This is a genomic window from Paramesorhizobium endophyticum (assembly GCF_014640615.1).
Taxonomy (GTDB): Bacteria; Pseudomonadota; Alphaproteobacteria; order Rhizobiales; family Rhizobiaceae; genus Paramesorhizobium; species Paramesorhizobium endophyticum.
Window position 1 is genome coordinate 90287 of the sequence record NZ_BMHH01000003.1, and the last position, 17713, is coordinate 107999.

The window sequence follows — 17713 nt, forward strand, 5'->3', positions numbered from 1 at the left end:
AGCGGACTGTCTGGAAAAGGCGTTTCGATGCCGTAGTGCCGGCAAAACGCCCATTCTCTTTCAAACAGTGACGACCAATAGAACTCCGTTAATTCCGCCATTTCACGATTGGGCATCAAGGATGTGGGCGAGGATTTGGCGGTTGGGGTTGCAGTTGCAGTTTGAGCTTATCTCTGCGGGCTAGAGCATTTCATCTTTAGATGGAAACGGTTGACTTATTCTCCTATCGTTGCGGTATGTCACCGTCGAGGAATGGATCCCAGTGACAAGCACTGGGATGACGGGTGGAGATGTTCTTTCCACTACCGGATATGCTTTAGCCAAGCGGCGAGGTTGAGGTTTAGCTTCTAACAGCAATGAAATCCGTCATCCCAGTGCTTGTCACTGGGATCCATTCCTCGACATCTCAATACAACAACGGCCCCAAACGGTATTCAGCCGATTCCATCAAAACACGAACCGCTCCAACCCAAACAAAAACGCGGCCCGTGAGCCGCGTTTTTGCGTTTCAGCTATCTATTACCGCATCACCGCAGGCGGCCGCTGGCGTGGGCGAGCATGGTGTAGACCTTGCCGGTGTCGGAGGTCAGGTAGGTCTGCGTCACCATATTGTCTCGGTCGTTGCGGGCGACGTCTTCGATCAGGCGCTGGAAGTCGTCCATGTAGCGATCCACTGCACGGCGGAACTCGCCATCCGACTGGTACTTGCGCTTGATCTCATCGAAGGTCTGCTGGCCCTTCATCGTGTAGAGGCGGCGGGTGAAGACGTTGCGCTCGCCGCGGCGGTAGCGGTCCCAGAGTTCGACCGACGCCTCATGATCGATGGCGCGGGCGATGTCGACCGAGAGCGAGTTCAGCGATTCGACCACATGAGCCGGGGAGCGCGATGCGCTGGAGGCGGGGGCGCGGACCTGCTCGGACTCTTCCTCACGCGAGGCGCGGGCCAGGAGGTCGGAAACCCAGCTGCCGCTGCTGCTCGTGCCGCTACGTGAGGCGGAGGGTGCCGGAGCGGGCGCTGCGCGTTCGCGGTCACGCTCGCGGCTGGTGCTGAGCACGATCTGGTCTTCCAGGCCGAAGCTCCGTTCAGCCACGCGAGGGGCCGGAGCGGGCGCTGGTGCCGGGCGGGGAGCCGGGCGCGAGACGGGCCGGTCGGCCTTGCTTTCGCCGACATCGATGAGGCGGCCGGACTTGTTGACGATCTCGGCCAGTTCACGCAGTGCATTGATCTGCTCGGACACTGCCTTGCGCATGGCCGTGGTGGATTCCTTGGCTTGAGCAGGCATGTCCAGCACGCCGCGCTTCAACTCGCCGCGCGTCTCGTCGAGCTCGGCACGGATTTCTGCGGCCGTGCGGCGGATTTCGTCGGTGGCGTTGGCGAATTTCTGCGACGCCTGCTCCACCACGTCGGAGATGGTGGCGCGCAGCTGTTCCGCCGACATGCGGGTGCGGCCCTCGGCACGCTCGAAAGCGCTCGAGACCAGCTTTTCGAACGAGCGCATGACATGTTCGATGCCTTCCGAGCGCTCGGTGAGGCCTGAGGCCAGTTCCTGCAGCGCATGGGCGCGTTCTTCCAGTGTGGCGGCCAGATTGTCCTGCGCCGAGCCGATCATCGCGTTGGCGGCGCCCAGCATACGGCCATGCTCATCGAAGCGCTCGGCAATGCTGCTGATCTGCTTCAGCGTCTCGTTGGAGAGGCCGTTCAGCGTATTGAGATTGCCGTCGATGAGGCGGCCCGCAGAGGCGAAGGTCTGCGCCGCGCGGTTGGTGTTTTCCGCGAAGGACGAGGTGGTGTCGATAAGGCGGGTGTCGATATCGCCCAGATTGCGCGTGGCGCTGTCGATGAGATCGCCCAGCTTGGCGTTGGAAGTGGCCAGACGGTCGATGAGTTCGCCGACATTGTCCGCAAGGCCGCTCTTGGCCTCCTGGATGGCCGAGATGGTTTCCGCCGTGCGGCTGGCTAGCGCGCTGACGAGCGCAGCGTTTTCCGTGCGTAGCCGGTCGGTCGCCGCGTGGGTGGCTTCCTCGAGCTGGGTGGCAAGGCCGCGACCGCTATCGGCAAGGCGCTCGACCAGCGGTTCCGCCGTATCGGCGAGAATGCGGGTGATCTCCTGCGAGCGGGCGGCGAGCACGGCGTTGAGTTCGCGGGTGCGCTCCTCCAGCGTGGCGGAGGTGCTTTCCGTCACATGGTTGATGCGGGCCTCGATGGAGCCGAGCTCGGTGGCGACGCGCGAGCCGATTTCGCCCAGATTCATGGCGATGGCGTCGGCGCGTTCGTTGAGGCGCGCTTCGGTCGCGCTCAGATTCTCGATGAGATGGCTGCTGAAGAACTCGCCATAGCCGTCGAGCGCCTCGCCGGCCTTCGCCGCTTCTGCGGAAAGCGTGCCGGCAGCTTCGACAATCTTCTCGCGCAGCGCGCCGGCAACCACCTGCGCGCTCTGCTCGAGCGACTTGCGCACATTGTCGACGCCGATGGTAAGCGCCTTCTGCATGGTCGAGGTGCGTTCGTCGATGACGCCGGTCTGCTCGTCGAAAACCCGGCCGATGGTCGCGCTACTTTCGCCGATGGTCTGCTGCAGCATGGCCGTGCGCTGCTCGAGGATCGCATTCTGGTCCATGAGCGTTTCGCCGAGCGTCTCGGTGGTCTGCGCCAGGGTGGCGCGAATTTCCGCGGCGCGGTCTTCAAGCAGGCGTTCATGGCCGCCGAGCGTGTCGGCAATAACGGCCTGGTTCTGTGCCAGCACGGAGCCGAAGCTTGCCGTGCGCTCGTCGATGACGCGGGCGTGCTCGCCGAAGCTTGCATCCAGCATCTCGCGGCTCTGGCCCAGAGTCGCATGGATTTCGGCGGTGCGTTCCTCCAGCGCGCGGGCGAGCCCGTCCTGACCGGAGACGAGGACACCATGCACGTTGAGGGTCTTCTCGTCGATGGTACGGGCAATTTCATCCTGGCTGCCGCTGAGGATTTCGCGAATGCCGCGGGCACGTTCATCGAGCGCCTGAACCAGCGCCTGCTGGCTCTCGCCAAGGAGGTCGCGGACGCCATGGGTGCGCTGGTCGATGGAGAGGGCATATGTTTCGAAAGCGTTCTGCAGAACGGCGTCGTTTTCCGCCAGCGCGGCACGCAGGCCCACGACGCGATTGTCGAGCAGGCTGCCATGCTTTTCAAAGGTCTGATCGAGCAGCGCGCTGTTCTCGGCAATCGCGGCGCGGACCGCGGCGGTGCGCTCTTCGAGCAGAGAGGCATGGCGCTCGGTAACACCGTCGAGCATGGCCGCGCTTCCAACCACCGCATCCTGGATGCGGTTGGTGTGGGTGGCGAGCGTGTCGGTATGATCGCGGATGATGGCGGAGACGCGGTCCGTCTCGCCGGCAAGCGAGGCTGCGAGCGCGTTGCGGCCCTCGGCGAGCTGACCGGCGAAGTTCAGGGCCTTCTCATTGAGCAGGCCCGACACCGATTCGGCGATGCCGGAGAGGTCGCTCGAAATCCGCGTCTTGGTCTCGTCCATGACTTCGCTGATCGTCGTGCGTCCTTCGGAGAAGGTTTCGGCGATCTCGCGGGTGCGGGCGATGAGGTTCTCGTTGATCTGGCGGGCGCGTGCCTCCAGCGCCGCGTTGAGCTTTTCGGTGCTGGCGTCGAGCGACTGGGCGCGGGTCTCGAACTCGTTGAGCAGGGAGCGTCCGCGCTCGGACAGCGTGCTGTCGAGAGTCGTGAGGCGGGCGTCGAACTCGCTCACCATGTTCTGCGTGGTGTCGCCCAGCAGCGAGGCGATGCTGCTGGTGCGCCGGTCGAGCACATCCGCGAGCGTGGACACCACAGTCTCGGTCTGCTCGCCAAGGGTGGCGATGCGGGTATCGAGCACATTGGTCAGCGCTTCACCGGAGGCGGCGATGCGGGACGAAACGTCATTGGCGCGTGTGTCGATGGCGACCGTGATGGAATTGCCGCTGTCGTTGAGGCGCTCCACCAGATTGTCGCCGGAACGCGTCAATTGCTCCGTCAGCTGCGAAGTCGCGCCCGCCACACTGTCGCGTATGGCGTTGGCAGTGGCTGACAGTTCGTCCTTCAGGTGCTCATGGGCGCCGGAGATGGAGGAGCGGACCCGCTCGGCATGGGTCAGCACGGCCTCGCGCTCATTGCCGAGTTCGCTGACCAGCGTGCGGATGCGGATTTCATTGTCGGTATAGGCGCGTTCGAGCTCGTTGACCTCAGTCTGAACGAGGGTTTCCAGCTCGACGGCGCGGGCGAGGGTGCGCTCGATGCCTTCGCTCATCGCTGCCACTTCACGGCGCACGGCCTGTCCCAGCGTCACCACGCGCTCTCCGGCCACCGATTCCGGCTCAGCAAGGCGCAAGGCCGCTTCGGTCATGGTGCGCGCGGCGAACTGCATCTCCTGCGCGCGGCGCAGCATGTGGGCAAAGCCCCAGAACATCAGCACCGGAACGGCGATGCCCGTCGCGACGGCGAGGCCGGCGGGGGAGGTGAAGAAATTGCTCAGTGCTCCTGTCGAGGTAAGACCTGCCGGGCTTAACGAATGGCCGACTGCCAGACCTCCAGCCGTCCAGAGCGCGCTCAGGGCCGTGGTCGTCCAGAAGATGCGGTTCGACGGACGCTGCGCCAATCCGCGCGGCAATGCGCCTTCGCGCCGCAGATCGTCATTGGCGGGCGTGAGCGACGGCGCCTTGGGCTGGTTTTCGGCGGATTTGGTCAGGAAAGCGGGCGGCTCGCCCATCGGCTCAGCCTTGGGCGCCCGGGCGGCAGGCAATTCAACTGCGGGAGCTGCTGCAACGCGGGGCGGGGCCGGTGGCGGAGGAGGGGCCGCGACATCGGCGGGCGCGGTACGCGCGGGCTGCTTCGCCGACTCGGCGGCTGGGTTGCCCTCAGTGGCGCGGATTACCCGGGGCGCGGTGGCAGGCGCGTCCTTCTTCTCATTCGCGAGCTCGGCAGCCGCGCGCGAGATCTGCTCCTCGAGATCGGACAGCGAGAAATTTTCATCGAGCGAGCCGAGGTTCATATCGATTCCCAGGTCATCGTCGAAATCGAAATCGAGAGCTTTTTCCAGCGCTTCCTCGACGTCGAGGTCGATCTTCTCCGCCTTGGTCTTTGGGGCCATCACCGTCACTTACCTCGTACTCACGCTGATGCGCATCGGCGCGGATGCTGCATCAAACTCTATCTACGCCACCCTGCATCGTACCGGCTGATTTACCGGAATGAAACAGCTGAATTCGCAACTGCTTAAAAGTTTAAATACAGGGTTAACGCTCTTGGCCGCTAGGGTCTCGTTCTGCAATTCACATCATTCGACATAAGGCGGCGGGCGCACTTCAAACATCGAGCCGGGCGCCAAGACCTGTAAAACTTCAAGTCCCTTGCGATTACGCACTGTTAACCAGAGTGTGGAAATCTTGATCCCCGGCACAGGCGCGAGCCGTGAATATGCCACTTTTCAAGCCAAACGGAAATGCACAGCGCGGCTGCGTCCACAGCGGATTTACAGCATGAACAAAGCGTTCATGGGCTGTTCATTTGTAAAGAATTAGACCGCTCTCAGATTTGTTTCAGGCGTACTCGTGCGCCGTCCAAAAAAACCAAGGAGAATAACAATGGCGGTTGCCCATCAAAGCCAAGCTCAGGTTTCCCGTTTTCAGAACCATGCGATAGCCTTTACCCAGCCGGGCGGCGAAGGTCTTGCCGGCCGGTCTCGCGCCCGGGCCATCGATCTTGTTCACCTGGCGCGCCAGACACTCGGCGACCGCGGGCTGGAAGCCGAAGTGCTGTCACGTTTTTCCCGGCAGGCGAGCGGCGTGGCCAATCGGATCGGCCAGGTGACGGGCAAGGAGCGGGGGTTGCTCGCCCATTCGCTGCGGAGCTCGGCGCGTTCCATCGGCGCGTTCCGCGTGGCTGAGCTTGCCGAGAAGGTGGAAGCCAACCCGTCCGACGAGAAGTCCGCCGCCGCCCTGCGCGATGCGCTGACGGATGTGCAGGAGTTCATCGCCGCGATCAGCCGGTAATCAGCTTTGGCCGCCCAAGCGGTTGCGCTCGGCTATGCAAAGCGGTATTTGCGTGGCTGGAAGACCGCTTGGGGCCAGCATGACAAAAATCACCTTTGTTTCGTTCGACGGCGCGACGCGCACGCAGGTGGAAGCCGAAAATGGCTCCACCGTGATGGAAAACGCCATTCGCAACGCCATTCCCGGCATCGATGCGGAGTGCGGCGGTGCCTGCGCCTGCGCGACCTGCCATGTCTATGTGGATGAGGACTGGACCGGCACCGTCGGCGAGCCGTCCCCCATGGAAGAAGACATGCTGGACTTTGCCTATGACGTCCGCCCCAATTCGCGGCTCTCCTGCCAGATCAAGGTCAAGGACGAACTGGACGGGTTGGTGGTGCATGTTCCGGAACGGCAGAGCTAAGAACGAAGGGGTTGGGACGCCAAATGAGTGACATTATCCGCACGGACGTGGTGATCATCGGGGCGGGGCCGGTCGGGCTCTTTGCCGTTTTTGAGCTGGGACTTTACGATCTCAAATGTCACCTCATCGATATCCTCGACCGTCCGGGCGGCCAATGTGCGGAGCTGTACCCGGAAAAGCCGATCTATGACATTCCGGCGTGGCCCGAGATTTCGGGGCAGGCGCTGGTCGACCGGCTGATGGAGCAGATCAAGCCGTTCTCGCCGCAATTCCATTTCAACCGCATGGTCACGCGGGTCGAGCGCCAGGCGGATGGCGGTTTCCATGTGGAGACCGACGAGGGCGAGATCTTCGAGGCCAAGGTGGTGGTGATCGCCGCCGGCGGCGGTTCGTTCCAGCCGAAGCGTCCACCCGTGCCTGGCATCGAAGCCTATGAGGGCAGGAGCGTTTTTTATTCCGTGCGCCGCATGGACGCCTTCCGCGACCAGGATGTGATGATCGTGGGCGGCGGCGATTCCGCGCTCGACTGGGCGCTGAACCTTCAGCCCATCGCCAAGAGCCTGACGCTGGTGCACCGCCGTGCCGATTTCCGCGCCGCGCCCGACAGTGTCAAGAAGATGTTCGAACTGGTCGACAGCGGCGGCATCAGCTTCGAGCTTGGGCAGGTGACCGGGCTTAAGGGCGAGAATGGCGAATTGTCCGGAGTGACGATCAAGGGGCCGGATGGGGAGAAGGAACTTGCGGCGACCCGCATGCTGCCCTTCTTCGGTCTGACGATGAAGCTCGGCCCTATTGCGGATTGGCGGCTCAACCTCCACGAAAACCTTATCCCCGTCGATACGGAGAAATTCGAGACGTCAGAACCCGGCATCTTCGCCATCGGCGACATCAACTGGTATCCGGGCAAGCTGAAGCTGATCCTCTCGGGCTTTCACGAGGCGGCGCTGATGACCCAGGCCGCCAAGCGCATCGTCAACCCCGGCGAGCGCGTGGTGTTCCAGTATACGACTTCGTCTACAAGCCTGCAGAAGAAGCTCGGGGTGCAGTAGGCAAGGCACCCTCCTAAGCGGGAGGGGCAGCGGCAAGGGCCTTTCAGAGATCAACTGAACCGCTGTAAAAAAGTGCGTAGTCCTGCCGTCATCCTCGGGCTTGTCCCGGGGATCTGCCATAAAGAAAAAGATAAGCAATTACCGTTCTGACAGATTAAGCCACGGTAGATTCTCGGGACAAGCCCGAGAATGACGGCGTGGGGAGCGCTGTTTCAGGTTAATTTTGACAGACTAATCCACGGCCTTCTTCAGCGTCCGCTCGAGCCTATATGTCAGCAATCGCTCAAACCGCTTTTCGAAATTGAGCGTCTCGACATAATCGAATCGCTTTTGCGCGAGGTCATGCGCCTTCATCAGCCGCTCGGTCACCTTATTGATATCGTCGCGGAGCAGCGAGCAGTCGGGACGCGAGGGGAGGGAGCGGACCGCCCGTTCGATCTCGCTCGCATGGCTGTGAGCGATGCTGATATGGCTCTCCTCGTGGCGTTTGATATCCTGCGAAAGCGTGTCCCAGACGAGCGCCAGTTCCGGCTCCGCCTTGCGGCGCTGCTTCCAGCGCGGCAGCATGACCTTGGCGTAGACGTTGACATAAACGCCGGTAACGCGGCACGCTCCCTTGTCCATGCGATAGCGCGCCTTGGCGTCGAAGCGGATCTGCGCCGCGCCCGGATGGTGCTGCCCGGTGCTTTTCAGAAGCGGGCCGCCGCGTGCGAGGCCCCTGTCAAGGTCTGCCGCCGTCTTGCCCTGGACGGTATAATAGCTGTAGCTGCGAAAAACGGTGGCCGCATCCGCCGCAGTGGCCGCACAGGCAAGAATGGCCGTGGCGACCAGAACCTTACGCATGAACATCATTTTCAACCCGGTTCCTTTGCGGCTAAGGCAATGAAATCACCCACTATAACAATTGGGTGGCGGATAGGTTCACCATGACGCACAATCGTCAAGACAAATATAATTGTCGCGGGAATCGGTAGAGGAAGCAGACGCATGCGAAGGGAATGGCGGCTCGCCCATGGGCGCAGTCTTATCTTGGGGGAGGAGGCCGTCATCATGGGCATCCTCAATGTGACGCCGGATTCCTTCTCCGACGGTGGCAGGCATGACGACCTGCCGCGCGCGGTGGAAACGGCCCGCCGCATGCGTGAGGAAGGTGCTGTCATCATCGACATAGGCGGCGAGTCGACCCGCCCCGGAGCGGAGCCTGTCGATGCGGCGATCGAACAGGCGCGCATCCTGCCGGTGATCGAGGCGCTGACGCGCGAAACAGACAGCATCATCTCCGTCGATACCTATCGCGAGGAAACCGCGCGGCTGGCGGTGGCCGCGGGGGCGCATATCGTCAACGATGTCTGGGGCCTGCAGCGCGAGCCGGGTATCGCCAATCTGGCAGCGGAGACCGGGGCAGGGCTCGTCATCATGCATACGGGCCGGGAGCGGGAGCGAGATCCCGACGTGATCGCCGACCAGTTCGCCTTCCTCAACCGTTCGCTCGAAATCGCCCGCGCGGCCAAGGTCCGCGACGACCAGATCGTGCTCGATCCGGGTTTCGGCTTTGCCAAGGAAACCCATGAGGGCGTGGCGCTGATGGCGCGGTTCGGGGAATTGCGCGGGTTCGGCTTTCCGCTGCTCGTCGGCACCTCGCGCAAGCGGCTCATCGGGGCGTTGACGGGGCGCGACATGGCGGAGCGGGACGCGGGCACGGCGGCGACCTCCGCCATCTTGCGGCTCGAGGGTGCGGATATTTTCCGGGTGCATGATGTTGCGATCAACTGCGATGCGCTCAAGATCGCCGACGCCGTCCTGAAGGCGCGTGAGGGCAGGGTGCTATGAAACGGGCATGGCTCGGCCTCGGCGGCAATATAGGTGATCCCGTCGCGGCGATGGGGCAGGCGCTGCGCCTGCTCGACGAACGTAACGATACGCGCGTGGTGGCCGTCTCATCCGTCTACCGCACGCCGCCCTGGGGCAAGACGGATCAGGACTGGTTCCACAATGCTTGTGCGGAAATCGAAACGACGCTTTCCCCAATCGGGCTGCTCGATGCTTGCCTCGATATCGAGAAAGGCTTGAAGCGGTTGCGCTTGGAGCGCTGGGGACCGCGCACAATTGATATCGACGTGCTGGCATTCGAGGGCGTGGAGAATCTGGACGAGCCGACCCTAACCCTTCCGCATCCCCGCATGACCGAACGCGCTTTCGTGCTGGTTCCGCTGGCGGAAATCGCACCGGGGCTGGTGGCTAATGGCCGGACGGTGGCGGAATGGCGGGCCGGGTGCGATGATAAGGGAGTGGAAAGGATAGAGGGGGAGTGGTGGTTAAAATATTAAAATAAATGAGAATTGCCTCTGACCGTCATTCTCTGGCTTGTCCCGAGAATCTACCGTGGCCTAACCTGTCAGGATGGTATTGCTTTACTTTTTCTCGTTGCAGATTCTCGGGACAAGCCCGAGAATGACGGCGAGAGAGGGGTCAGCCTCTACTTGGCTCTGAAATCTTAATTCTTCGCGATGCTGCTCACCGCCGCGCCGTCGACGCGCTTCAGGCTCATGCCGATGACGGGGACGAGCTCCTGCTCCACGCGCACGGAGACGGTGACGTTCATGGTGTTCTCATCAGCGATACGGGCGAGCATGGCGCCGTTCAATTGTTTCCGGTTGAGGCCGAAGACCACGCGGTCGCCGCTGACTGTGCCGGAAACGACGTCAAGACCCTTGCCCGCCGCGCCATCGTTGAACGCGCCTGTGTAAGTGCCGCCCTTGCGGGTGACGGTGGCCTTCATGGGCTGAGAGAAGACGCCGACGCGGCAGGAGCCGTCGAGCGTCATGCCGATATCGTTCTCCGGCGTCGTGCCGGCGAGCGTGCAGGTGAATTTCGTGCCCTTGTATTTGCCCGCAACGATTTCGCCGGGGCCGGTCCACTGGCCCTCGACATTGCGGAAGAAACGCTCATCCTTATCGGCGGCTGCAGCCGGAGAAACCGCGGCTGCCAGCGGCAACAGAAAAAGACAAGCGGCAACGCAATTTTTCATGGGGCGGACTCGGGGGCTTTTGCACAAGGGCGATTCAATGCCGAATAATCGGCGCGATTGGTTAATGCTTGGTTTGCGCCGGGCCGAATGTCAATCCTTCTTCTTAGCCGTCTGCTCGCCGGTGAGCCTGGCGAGGTCGCCAATGAAGTCGCCAATGCCTGGCCGCTTCTCTGCGATGAAGGGGAAGGGGCGCACGATATCCATGGCGGAAATGCCGATGCGCGCGGTCATCAGGCCGTTGATGACGCCTTCGCCGAGCTTGGCGGAAAGCCGCGAAGCGAGGCCGTGGCCGATGATCTGCTGCACGAAACTATCCCCAACTGCGATTGTGCCGGTGACCGCGAGATGGGCGATGACGCGCCGCGTGAGCCGAAGGAAGCCTAGCGTGCCGGGGCGGCTGCCATAGAGGTCCGACAGGCGGCGGATGAGCCGCGCCGCTTCGAAAATCACATAGCCGATATCCACAAGCGCGCGGGGGCTGACCGCCGTCACCACGGAAACGCGCTTGGCGGCGGCGAGGATGAGGCCGCGCGCCTCGCGGTCGAGCGGGCGCAGGATTTCCGTTTCGGCGAGGCGGATCAGGTCGCGCCCGTCGATGATGTCGCCTTCGAGCGTGTTCAGCATTTCGCGCCCGCGCGCCGTGGCGGGGAGGGTGGAGGCGATGGCGGTGAGCCGCGCTACCGAATCGCGGGCGAGGCGGCCATCGTTGCGCGCCGCCGCATCCGCCGCTTCGTCGCGCAGCGACTGGACGGAGGCGAGCCGCCGTAGCGCCAGCGCCTCGCGGGTTATGACGATCAGAAATGCTAATAGCGCAACACTGGCGACGCCAAGGCCCACCCAGCCGAGCCAGGTGGAGCGGTCGAAGAGGGCGCGGATCAGATCATCCGTCCAGACGCCGATGGCCAGCGACAGGAGAATGCCCAGCGCGCCCGCGAGAATGCCCCCGAAGGGGAATTTCCTGCGTGGTGGCAAGGCCGGCGGCGGGGTGAGGGCGTCCAACTCGTCGGGGTCGAGGCCCTCGGCTTCGAACACATCGACGGACGCGGGTGTCACCACCGCCATGTCACGGATAGCGGTCGGCTTGCGCGCGGGCTTTTTCTCCGGCGCGGCTTCATCAGGCTTCTTGCCGCCTTCGACGGAGACGGTCGGGCTGTCGAGGCGGAAGGCGGTGGGCCTGCGAGGCGGTGTCCCGGTCATGCGAGGCGGTCTCCGATCAGGAATTGCAGCGCACGGTCGAGCCGGATGTGCGGCAGCGACAGTGTCAGCCCCTCGGCGGTTCGCTCCAGCCTTGGCGGGCGGAAGCGGACGAAGCGGATAATGTCATGGGCGGGGTGGGCGGCTTCTTCAAAAATCGATTCCGGATTTTTCGGTAAGTCCCCGGGAAATATGGCGGTTTCCGTTTTACCGTCGAAGATTTCTCCGTCGATCATCTCGCCCTTGAGCGGCGTGCCGATGATGACGGGGAGGGTGTCGCGGCCCTGCGTTACAGTCGCCTCGCGGGTGGCGCGCACGGCGGCCATGGCGAGCACATCCACCTCCGCGCCGGAAAAATCGGCGCGCTTGATCGCCCGGTCGACCAGACGGCGGACGATGGCCTCCAGCCGGTCGTGGCTTTCGTGGTGCAGATGGTCCGCCTTGGTGGCGGCGACGAGGATGCGCCCGATGCGCCGCTGGACGAGGCCGGTCAGGAAATTGGTGCGGCCGGGACGGAAGCAGGAAAGGATTTCGGTCAGCGCCCGTTCCAGATCGGCGACAGCAGGCGCGCCGGCATTCATCGCCTGCATGGCGTCGATCAGCACGATCTGGCGGTCGAGCCGGGCGATATGCTCCCGGAAAAAGGGTTTCACCACATGGGTCTTGTAGGCCTCGTAGCGCCGCTCCATCATGGCGGCCAGCGAGCCGGGGGCGTATTTGCCTGGGAGGTCGGGGAGGGGCGCGAAGGTGAGGGCGGGCGAACCGTCGAGGTCCCCAGGCATGAGGAAGCGGCCGGGCGGCAAGGTGGAAAGCGCTTTCTCATCGGCCTTGCCGGCGCGAAGGTAAGCGGTGAAGCTTTTGGCCAGCCGCTGCGCCGTCAGTTCGTCGGCTTGGTGCTCGGGATCGGCGGTGCGCGCCTCCGCAAGCCATTGCGCCGCCGGTTCGGCATGGGCGGGGAGGCGGGCCAGATCAAAGGAATCGCGAGAGAAATCCGCATAGGTCTTGCTTAAAAGCGGGAGATCGAGCAGCCATTCGCCGGGGTAATCGACGATATCAACCGAAAGCCGCCCCTTGGAGAACATCCTGTTCCAGGCGGAGGCGGACTCATATTCGATGGTCAGGCGCAGTTCGGAGACGGCGCGGGTCGATTCCGGCCATTCCCTGAGATCGATCAGCGCCTTCAAATGCTCCTCATACTGGAAGCGCGGCACCGCGTCGTCCGGCTGGTGCTCCAGAAACGCGCGAGCAATGCGGCCTTGCTTCTGCGACTCGAATAGCGGCAGCCGTCCGCCGGCGATGAGATTATGCACCAGCGCGGTGATGAACACCGTCTTGCCGGCGCGGGAGAGGCCGGTTACGCCGAGGCGCAGCGATGGGGAAACGAGGCCGCCCGTGCGGTCGATCAGCGTGTCCAAGGCAATCTTCGCCTCGTCCGTCAGGGTGGTCAGAGTCGCCAAATTGCCCTCATCGAAATCCAGTTCGGTTCGAAATATAGATAAGAAAGCCGGGGAAACCGTTAAATATCGGCGATATCCTCCGGGGTGATGAAGGCGCGGAGCGTACCTTCCCCCTCTTCTGCCTGCGCCAGGGGGGCATGAAAATCGATAACCGCCAGGGCGGCGGTGGGGTATCCTTGGGAAAGCCGTTCGATCGCGAGCGGGTCGCCCCGCGTTGACAGCATGAGCGCCAATTCTGCGATGGAAGGATTATGACCTATCACCAGCAGCGATGAAGTTGGCGGCTCCACGGCGCGGATGATTTCGAGATATTCCTCAGCGTCGGCTGAATAGAGTTCTCGACTATCGATGGCGGGGAAGGGGGCGGTGAGGGCGGGACGCAGATGCTCGAGCGTCTCGCGCGTGCGCTTCGCCGCGGAGCATATCGCCATATCAGGGATAAATCCGGCTGATTCCATGGCCTTGCCGATCTTGCGGGCTTCGCGCTCGCCTTCTTCGGCAAGCGGACGGTCGAAATCGTCCATTCGGGGCACAGCGCGAACGGCTCGGGCATGACGGAGGAGATAGAGGCGAGTCATGCGCGCGGCTCAGGCAGCGTGTTTAAGCGGGCGCGCCCGCTCGACACGCTCGCGCTCCTTGGGAGTGTTCAACACCTCCCAAAGGTCGTTGCGCCGCTGTACGTTGAGCCAGAAGTCCGGGCTGTTGCCGAACACACGCGCCAGGATCAGCGCCGTCGCCGCCGTAATGCTCCTGCGGTTGCCGCATAATTCATTGACGTGCTTGCGCTGGACGCCCATGGCTTCCGCCAGCGCGGCCTGGGTCAGGCCCATCGGCTGCATGAACTCTTCGGTCAGGATTTCGCCGACGCTCGCCGGCCTTCGCTTGGTTGTCAGCATCGTCGCCTCGCTTTCATCAAATGAATGCCAGCCTGTGCACCATACTTCAAGAGAACCGAGCCTTATCGCCACGATTTCCAACACAGCTCTCGCCGCCTCATTGTCGCCGGGGTGGCGGTGCAAAAGCGCATTCTCGCTGGCGATAATAAAGGAACGTTGCAATTTTCAGCAAAATCAATGCACTAAAAAGTGGTGCCGCTTGTTCGTTTCTTGTTGTGCGTTGTTGCATCTGGACCTATATAGGCGCTCGCGTCTCCTAGATGTGGGGTGATTCAGACATGAGTGAATTGATCGACCTTGACTACAGGCCCACTGAAGACGAGCCGTTCATGAATGAGCGGCAGAAGTCTTACTTCCGCGCAAAGCTGATAGCCTGGAAAAATGACATACTCCGCGAGGCCCGCGAAACGCTCGAAGCCTTGCAACAGGAAAACGCCAATCATCCCGACCTTGCCGACAGAGCGTCATCGGAAACAGACCGCGCCATCGAACTGCGCGCCCGTGACCGACAGCGCAAGCTGATCGCCAAGATCGATTCCGCTCTCCAGCGCATAGAGGACGGCACGTATGGCTTCTGCGAGGAAACCGGCGAGCCGATCAGCCTTAAGCGCCTGGATGCCCGGCCGATCGCGACGCTCTCCATCGAGGCGCAGGAGCGGCACGAGCGGCGGGAAAAGGTCTATCGCGACGATTAGTGTTTGATTCTCGAGAGGTCGCAGACCTTTCGAGAATCATGCGCAAACATCATATTGAACAGGATGTCCGATTTCAGTTTCGGCATCCTGTTCTGTCGGGAATTGCCCTATTTCGTGGCTGGGAGCTTCACGCGGCGCGCGGCCAAGTGAGCGGCCAGGACGAATAGTACGCCTATAAATCCTCCCAGAATGACATTGAGCACGCGCTCGCTGGCTATCACGACCGATTGGCCGGAGAGCAGCAAGGCGAGCGCGATCAAAGCGCAGCGTGTGCCGAAGCCGATGACATAGCGCTCGAACGCCACCAGCGTCAGGATTGCTCCCAGCGAGGCGAGGCCATACGCAATCGCGGAGTGCGGCATGGCGAAGCCGAGGAGAATTCCGACCGGAACGCCGATCAATGCTCCCGTCGTGCGGTCGCGCAATTTCAGCCGTGAGCTTGCCGTATCGCCCGTCACGACGCTGGCCGCCGACCAGATCACCCATTGTCCATGATCGAGGCCTTGCCACTCGACGAGACATGCAGCCGTGCCGACAGCGAGAATGACCGCGGCCATATCTTCCAGGTAAGGGCTGCGATTTCCGTGCGATTTGTCTCGGGTCAACCGTATGAGATGGCGGAGGCCGTCCGGATGAGCTCTTCCCGCGCGCATATGCTCTATCCCGGCCTGGATAATAACGGGAATGATCGCAAGGGCGATGTATGGAAAAAAGGCCAGCGCAGTCGGCCAGTAAAGATCATGCGGCAGGTTTTCTCCCATCTCGCAGGCGAGATAGAGAGCGGGGATGAAAGTGAAATTGCCGAGCGAACGGAATTTGCTGCCCTCGGCTGCAAGGCGGATCGTTCCAGCCGCCATCAACGCACAAGCTGCCACAAAAAGCGCCGGGACGAGAAGCGCAAAGAACAGCAGTAGAAAGCCGGCGGCGATTGCGACCCCGTGCAGGATTACCCCGAGGGGTGCCAATCCAGTGCGTTCCCAGGCAATCTGCGCTGAAATCGCCACCAAGGCGGCCTGGAGCCAGACAGGCTGGCTCAAGATCAACGACAGAAGGACAAATGGTGCGACCGATACCAGTGCCCGCAGAAGCGGTTGCCATGTGATGCCGGGAAGGGCAATCCTCATGCGGGCGGATCACAGAGTGCGCATATCGCCAACGTGGATAATCTTCGCGATACGGGCGAGCCGCTTCATGGCGGCTTCGTGCTCTTCCGTGTTCGCGGCGGCGCAGGCGTCCTCGGCTATATAGACTTCGTAGTCCCGGTCATGCGCGTCGCGCGTGGCGGCTTCCACGGCCCAGGCGCTGCTTACGCCCGCAACGATGAGCCGTTCTATGCGGTTCGCGCGCAGCGCCGCCTCGAGGCCGGTGCCGTAGAAGGGACTCACCCTTGGCTTGACCATGATGAGATCCGCGAAATCCGAACGAAGGTCCTCATGAAAACCGGTGCCCGGACCGTCGAGCGCCAGCGCGTCCAGCTCATTGGCGCGGCCGAAGAGCGGTGAATTTTTCGGCTGGTCCTTGTATCCGCGCGAAAAGCCGACCTTGACGAGAATGCTGAGCCAGCCCTTGTCGTGGGCGATCTTCAAGGCTTCATTGGCCTTGGCGATCACACCGCGCTCTTTTACCTGTCCAGCCGAGGCAGCAATCTTGCCGCTCGGGTCCACGATATCAACGATATAATCGAGGCCGATAAAGGCGGTCTTCATGCTGCGCTCTCCTGTCGTGACATGGTATCGCCGCCCCCTATCTCCCGCCGTCAGTTCCTTCTGCTTCTCGACAATTCGCCGAGCAGCTTTTCCATTTCATCCTCGAGCTGATTGACCGATTCGTCTTGCGGCTCATGTCCGGCAGGGGAAATGTTGAGCTCGCTCGAGGGCTCGTCATCGAGCTGGATCTCATCGAAGGTCAAATCATCGAACATGGAATCGGGCAATTCGTCCCTGAACGTATCGAGCTTGCCGGAGACATCCTCCCGCGCGGCTGGAGCCGAAGGAAAGGGCGTGACGGACGCTTCCTCGGCACGGGCGGGCGCGCGCACTTCGGGTTGATCGAAATTTGCGAAGGACGGAGCGGTCCGCGCCGGAGCTACCTCCGCGCGCGGCTGCGGCGTTTCGCGGGCAGGGGCGATGTTGAGGCTCGCCGCGCTGCTGCTTCCCGAGGCGGCGGCAAGGCCTGAGGTGGCGCTGATCACGCCCTGGGCCACCTGGCTCAGCGGATAGGCCGGATGAGCGCGCACGGGCTGGGGAGCCGCCGGTTGCGGTGTGGCCGCCCGAGGCTGGGGTTGGGGCGGAACCGGCGCTGGGCGCGGCGTCTGGTTGAATTGCGGCGCGGGCCGGGGTGCGGCGGGCACAGGCTGCGCGGGCTGGGCCGATTGGGCCGGCTGCTGTGGCGTCGGCCTGACGGCTGCAACGGTGGGACGCGGACGCTCCGGATGCCTTTCGGGGAAGGGCGTCACCGACGCGGGGGGCGTCTGTCTTGTGGCGGGCGCCGGATTGCTTGCAGGGGCTGCGACGGCGGGCGCTACAGGGGCCGGCTCGGACGCGAGAGAAGGCTCGGCCTCCCGCGCTTCGGCAACCGGAGAGGCGGGAGCAGGGCGCTCGGCGCGGGGTTCTGGCTCCGCTTGCGCCGTCTTCGCAGTGGATGGGCGATCTTTCGCGCGGGACGCCTGGATATTCTGTTCCACGACGATATCGGTCGGGCCGCCGATGAGGATCAGGTGCTCGACATCGTCACGCCGAACCAGGACGAGCCTGCGGCGACTATCGACCGCTGCGGCGTCCATGACCGAAAGGCGAGGCGCTCGCCCGCGTCCGCCAGCGACGAAGGTGCCGCCGGTCAGGCGCCGAATGACCGTCAGCACCGCGACGATCGCCACAAGGATCAGCAGGAACAGGAGGATGAAGCCCGTCACGCGGGCGGCATTCTCGCCGACAATTCCACTCAGCCACTCGTACATCCACTCTTCTCCTTAAGAACTGCAGC

The 17713-nt window shown here is 62.9% G+C and carries 16 protein-coding genes; 6 read left to right on the forward strand and 10 right to left on the reverse strand.

Annotated features, from left to right (window positions below; translation table 11 throughout):
• Positions 1-527 precede the first annotated feature (527 nt).
• Positions 528-5108: an apolipoprotein A-IV repeat region-like domain-containing protein gene (locus tag IEX53_RS04820; protein WP_188822010.1), complete on the reverse strand. Its 4581-nt coding sequence runs from the start codon at positions 5106-5108 to the stop codon at positions 528-530.
• A 493-nt stretch (positions 5109-5601) separates the two neighbouring features.
• On the opposite strand from IEX53_RS04820, the gene IEX53_RS04825 reads away from it, so the two are divergent.
• The 3 genes from IEX53_RS04825 to IEX53_RS04835 all read left to right on the forward strand — a co-directional run bounded on the left by IEX53_RS04825 (position 5602) and on the right by IEX53_RS04835 (position 7461).
• Positions 5602-6009 carry an Hpt domain-containing protein gene (locus tag IEX53_RS04825; protein ID WP_188822012.1) on the forward strand — a complete coding sequence of 136 codons (408 nt, stop codon included), beginning with the start codon at positions 5602-5604 and terminating at the stop codon, positions 6007-6009.
• Between the two features lie 79 nt (positions 6010-6088).
• Positions 6089-6412 carry a 2Fe-2S iron-sulfur cluster-binding protein gene (locus IEX53_RS04830; RefSeq protein WP_188822014.1) on the forward strand — a complete coding sequence of 108 codons (324 nt, stop codon included), beginning with the start codon at positions 6089-6091 and terminating at the stop codon, positions 6410-6412.
• 23 nt (positions 6413-6435) lie between these two features.
• Positions 6436-7461: an NAD(P)/FAD-dependent oxidoreductase gene (locus IEX53_RS04835; RefSeq protein ID WP_188822016.1), complete on the forward strand. Its 1026-nt coding sequence runs from the start codon at positions 6436-6438 to the stop codon at positions 7459-7461.
• A 231-nt stretch (positions 7462-7692) separates the two neighbouring features.
• Here the strand turns inward: IEX53_RS04835 and IEX53_RS04840 are convergent, their stop codons facing one another.
• Positions 7693-8313 carry a DUF922 domain-containing Zn-dependent protease gene (locus IEX53_RS04840; RefSeq protein ID WP_188822017.1) on the reverse strand — a complete coding sequence of 207 codons (621 nt, stop codon included), beginning with the start codon at positions 8311-8313 and terminating at the stop codon, positions 7693-7695.
• A gap of 135 nt (positions 8314-8448) precedes the next feature.
• Here IEX53_RS04840 and folP point away from each other — a divergent pair, with 135 nt between their 5' ends.
• Complete coding sequence (gene folP, locus IEX53_RS04845) at positions 8449-9291, forward strand: dihydropteroate synthase (protein ID WP_188822019.1); 843 nt, start codon at positions 8449-8451, stop codon at positions 9289-9291.
• Positions 9288-9788: a 2-amino-4-hydroxy-6-hydroxymethyldihydropteridine diphosphokinase gene (gene folK, locus IEX53_RS04850; protein WP_188822021.1), complete on the forward strand. Its 501-nt coding sequence runs from the start codon at positions 9288-9290 to the stop codon at positions 9786-9788. The genes folP and folK overlap by 4 nt, the downstream gene beginning before the upstream one ends.
• A 167-nt stretch (positions 9789-9955) precedes the next feature.
• Here folK and IEX53_RS04855 read toward each other — a convergent pair whose 3' ends face one another.
• From IEX53_RS04855 to IEX53_RS04875, 5 genes are all read right to left on the reverse strand, one after another.
• The gene (locus IEX53_RS04855) at positions 9956-10489 is read right to left on the reverse strand and encodes a hypothetical protein (protein WP_188822023.1); all 534 of its coding nucleotides are present in this window, start codon (positions 10487-10489) and stop codon (positions 9956-9958) included.
• Between the two features lie 90 nt (positions 10490-10579).
• A complete protein-coding gene (locus tag IEX53_RS04860; protein ID WP_188822025.1) occupies positions 10580-11686 on the reverse strand; it encodes a YcjF family protein in 1107 nt (368 codons plus the stop codon).
• Positions 11683-13140, reverse strand: a complete 1458-nt coding sequence (locus tag IEX53_RS04865; RefSeq protein WP_188822026.1) for a YcjX family GTP-binding protein — start codon at positions 13138-13140, stop codon at positions 11683-11685. Before IEX53_RS04865 ends, IEX53_RS04860 begins: the two co-directional genes overlap by 4 nt.
• A 59-nt stretch (positions 13141-13199) precedes the next feature.
• Positions 13200-13718, reverse strand: coding sequence for a SixA phosphatase family protein (locus IEX53_RS04870; RefSeq protein WP_188822028.1), 519 nt, complete (start codon positions 13716-13718; stop codon positions 13200-13202).
• A 9-nt stretch (positions 13719-13727) separates the two neighbouring features.
• Positions 13728-14036 carry a HigA family addiction module antitoxin gene (locus tag IEX53_RS04875; RefSeq protein WP_188822030.1) on the reverse strand — a complete coding sequence of 103 codons (309 nt, stop codon included), beginning with the start codon at positions 14034-14036 and terminating at the stop codon, positions 13728-13730.
• 278 nt (positions 14037-14314) lie between these two features.
• Here IEX53_RS04875 and dksA point away from each other — a divergent pair, with 278 nt between their 5' ends.
• Positions 14315-14731 carry an RNA polymerase-binding protein DksA gene (gene dksA, locus IEX53_RS04880; protein ID WP_188822032.1) on the forward strand — a complete coding sequence of 139 codons (417 nt, stop codon included), beginning with the start codon at positions 14315-14317 and terminating at the stop codon, positions 14729-14731.
• Between the two features lie 107 nt (positions 14732-14838).
• On the opposite strand, the gene IEX53_RS04885 is transcribed toward dksA, so the two are convergent.
• The 3 genes from IEX53_RS04885 to IEX53_RS24155 are packed head-to-tail and all read right to left on the reverse strand — an operon-like array spanning position 14839 to position 17687.
• Entirely contained in the window at positions 14839-15855 is a 1017-nt protein-coding gene (locus tag IEX53_RS04885) for an FUSC family protein (protein WP_188822034.1), read from the reverse strand.
• Between the two features lie 9 nt (positions 15856-15864).
• On the reverse strand, positions 15865-16437 hold the full coding sequence (locus tag IEX53_RS04890) for a cysteine hydrolase family protein (RefSeq protein ID WP_188822036.1): 573 nt from the start codon (positions 16435-16437) through the stop codon (positions 15865-15867).
• A 50-nt stretch (positions 16438-16487) separates the two neighbouring features.
• Positions 16488-17687 carry a flagellar biosynthetic protein FliO gene (locus tag IEX53_RS24155; RefSeq protein ID WP_188822038.1) on the reverse strand — a complete coding sequence of 400 codons (1200 nt, stop codon included), beginning with the start codon at positions 17685-17687 and terminating at the stop codon, positions 16488-16490.
• Between the last annotated feature and the right edge of the window lie 26 nt (positions 17688-17713).

Bases quoted from the DNA above. Each gene is read 5' to 3' on its own strand.
- IEX53_RS04870 (WP_188822028.1), bottom strand. From the start codon at position 13,718: ATGACTCGCCTCTATCTCCTCCGTCATGCCCGAGCCGTTCGCGCTGTG.
- IEX53_RS24155 (WP_188822038.1), bottom strand. From the start codon at position 17,687: ATGTACGAGTGGCTGAGTGGAATTGTCGGCGAGAATGCCGCCCGCGTG.
- IEX53_RS04885 (WP_188822034.1), bottom strand. From the start codon at position 15,855: ATGAGGATTGCCCTTCCCGGCATCACATGGCAACCGCTTCTGCGGGCA.
- IEX53_RS04855 (WP_188822023.1), bottom strand. From the start codon at position 10,489: ATGAAAAATTGCGTTGCCGCTTGTCTTTTTCTGTTGCCGCTGGCAGCC.
- folK (WP_188822021.1), top strand. From the start codon at position 9,288: ATGAAACGGGCATGGCTCGGCCTCGGCGGCAATATAGGTGATCCCGTC.
- IEX53_RS04835 (WP_188822016.1), top strand. From the start codon at position 6,436: ATGAGTGACATTATCCGCACGGACGTGGTGATCATCGGGGCGGGGCCG.
- IEX53_RS04840 (WP_188822017.1), bottom strand. From the start codon at position 8,313: ATGATGTTCATGCGTAAGGTTCTGGTCGCCACGGCCATTCTTGCCTGT.
- folP (WP_188822019.1), top strand. From the start codon at position 8,449: ATGCGAAGGGAATGGCGGCTCGCCCATGGGCGCAGTCTTATCTTGGGG.
- IEX53_RS04825 (WP_188822012.1), top strand. From the start codon at position 5,602: ATGGCGGTTGCCCATCAAAGCCAAGCTCAGGTTTCCCGTTTTCAGAAC.
- dksA (WP_188822032.1), top strand. From the start codon at position 14,315: ATGAGTGAATTGATCGACCTTGACTACAGGCCCACTGAAGACGAGCCG.
- IEX53_RS04860 (WP_188822025.1), bottom strand. From the start codon at position 11,686: ATGACCGGGACACCGCCTCGCAGGCCCACCGCCTTCCGCCTCGACAGC.
- IEX53_RS04830 (WP_188822014.1), top strand. From the start codon at position 6,089: ATGACAAAAATCACCTTTGTTTCGTTCGACGGCGCGACGCGCACGCAG.
- IEX53_RS04820 (WP_188822010.1), bottom strand. From the start codon at position 5,108: ATGGCCCCAAAGACCAAGGCGGAGAAGATCGACCTCGACGTCGAGGAA.
- IEX53_RS04875 (WP_188822030.1), bottom strand. From the start codon at position 14,036: ATGCTGACAACCAAGCGAAGGCCGGCGAGCGTCGGCGAAATCCTGACC.
- IEX53_RS04890 (WP_188822036.1), bottom strand. From the start codon at position 16,437: ATGAAGACCGCCTTTATCGGCCTCGATTATATCGTTGATATCGTGGAC.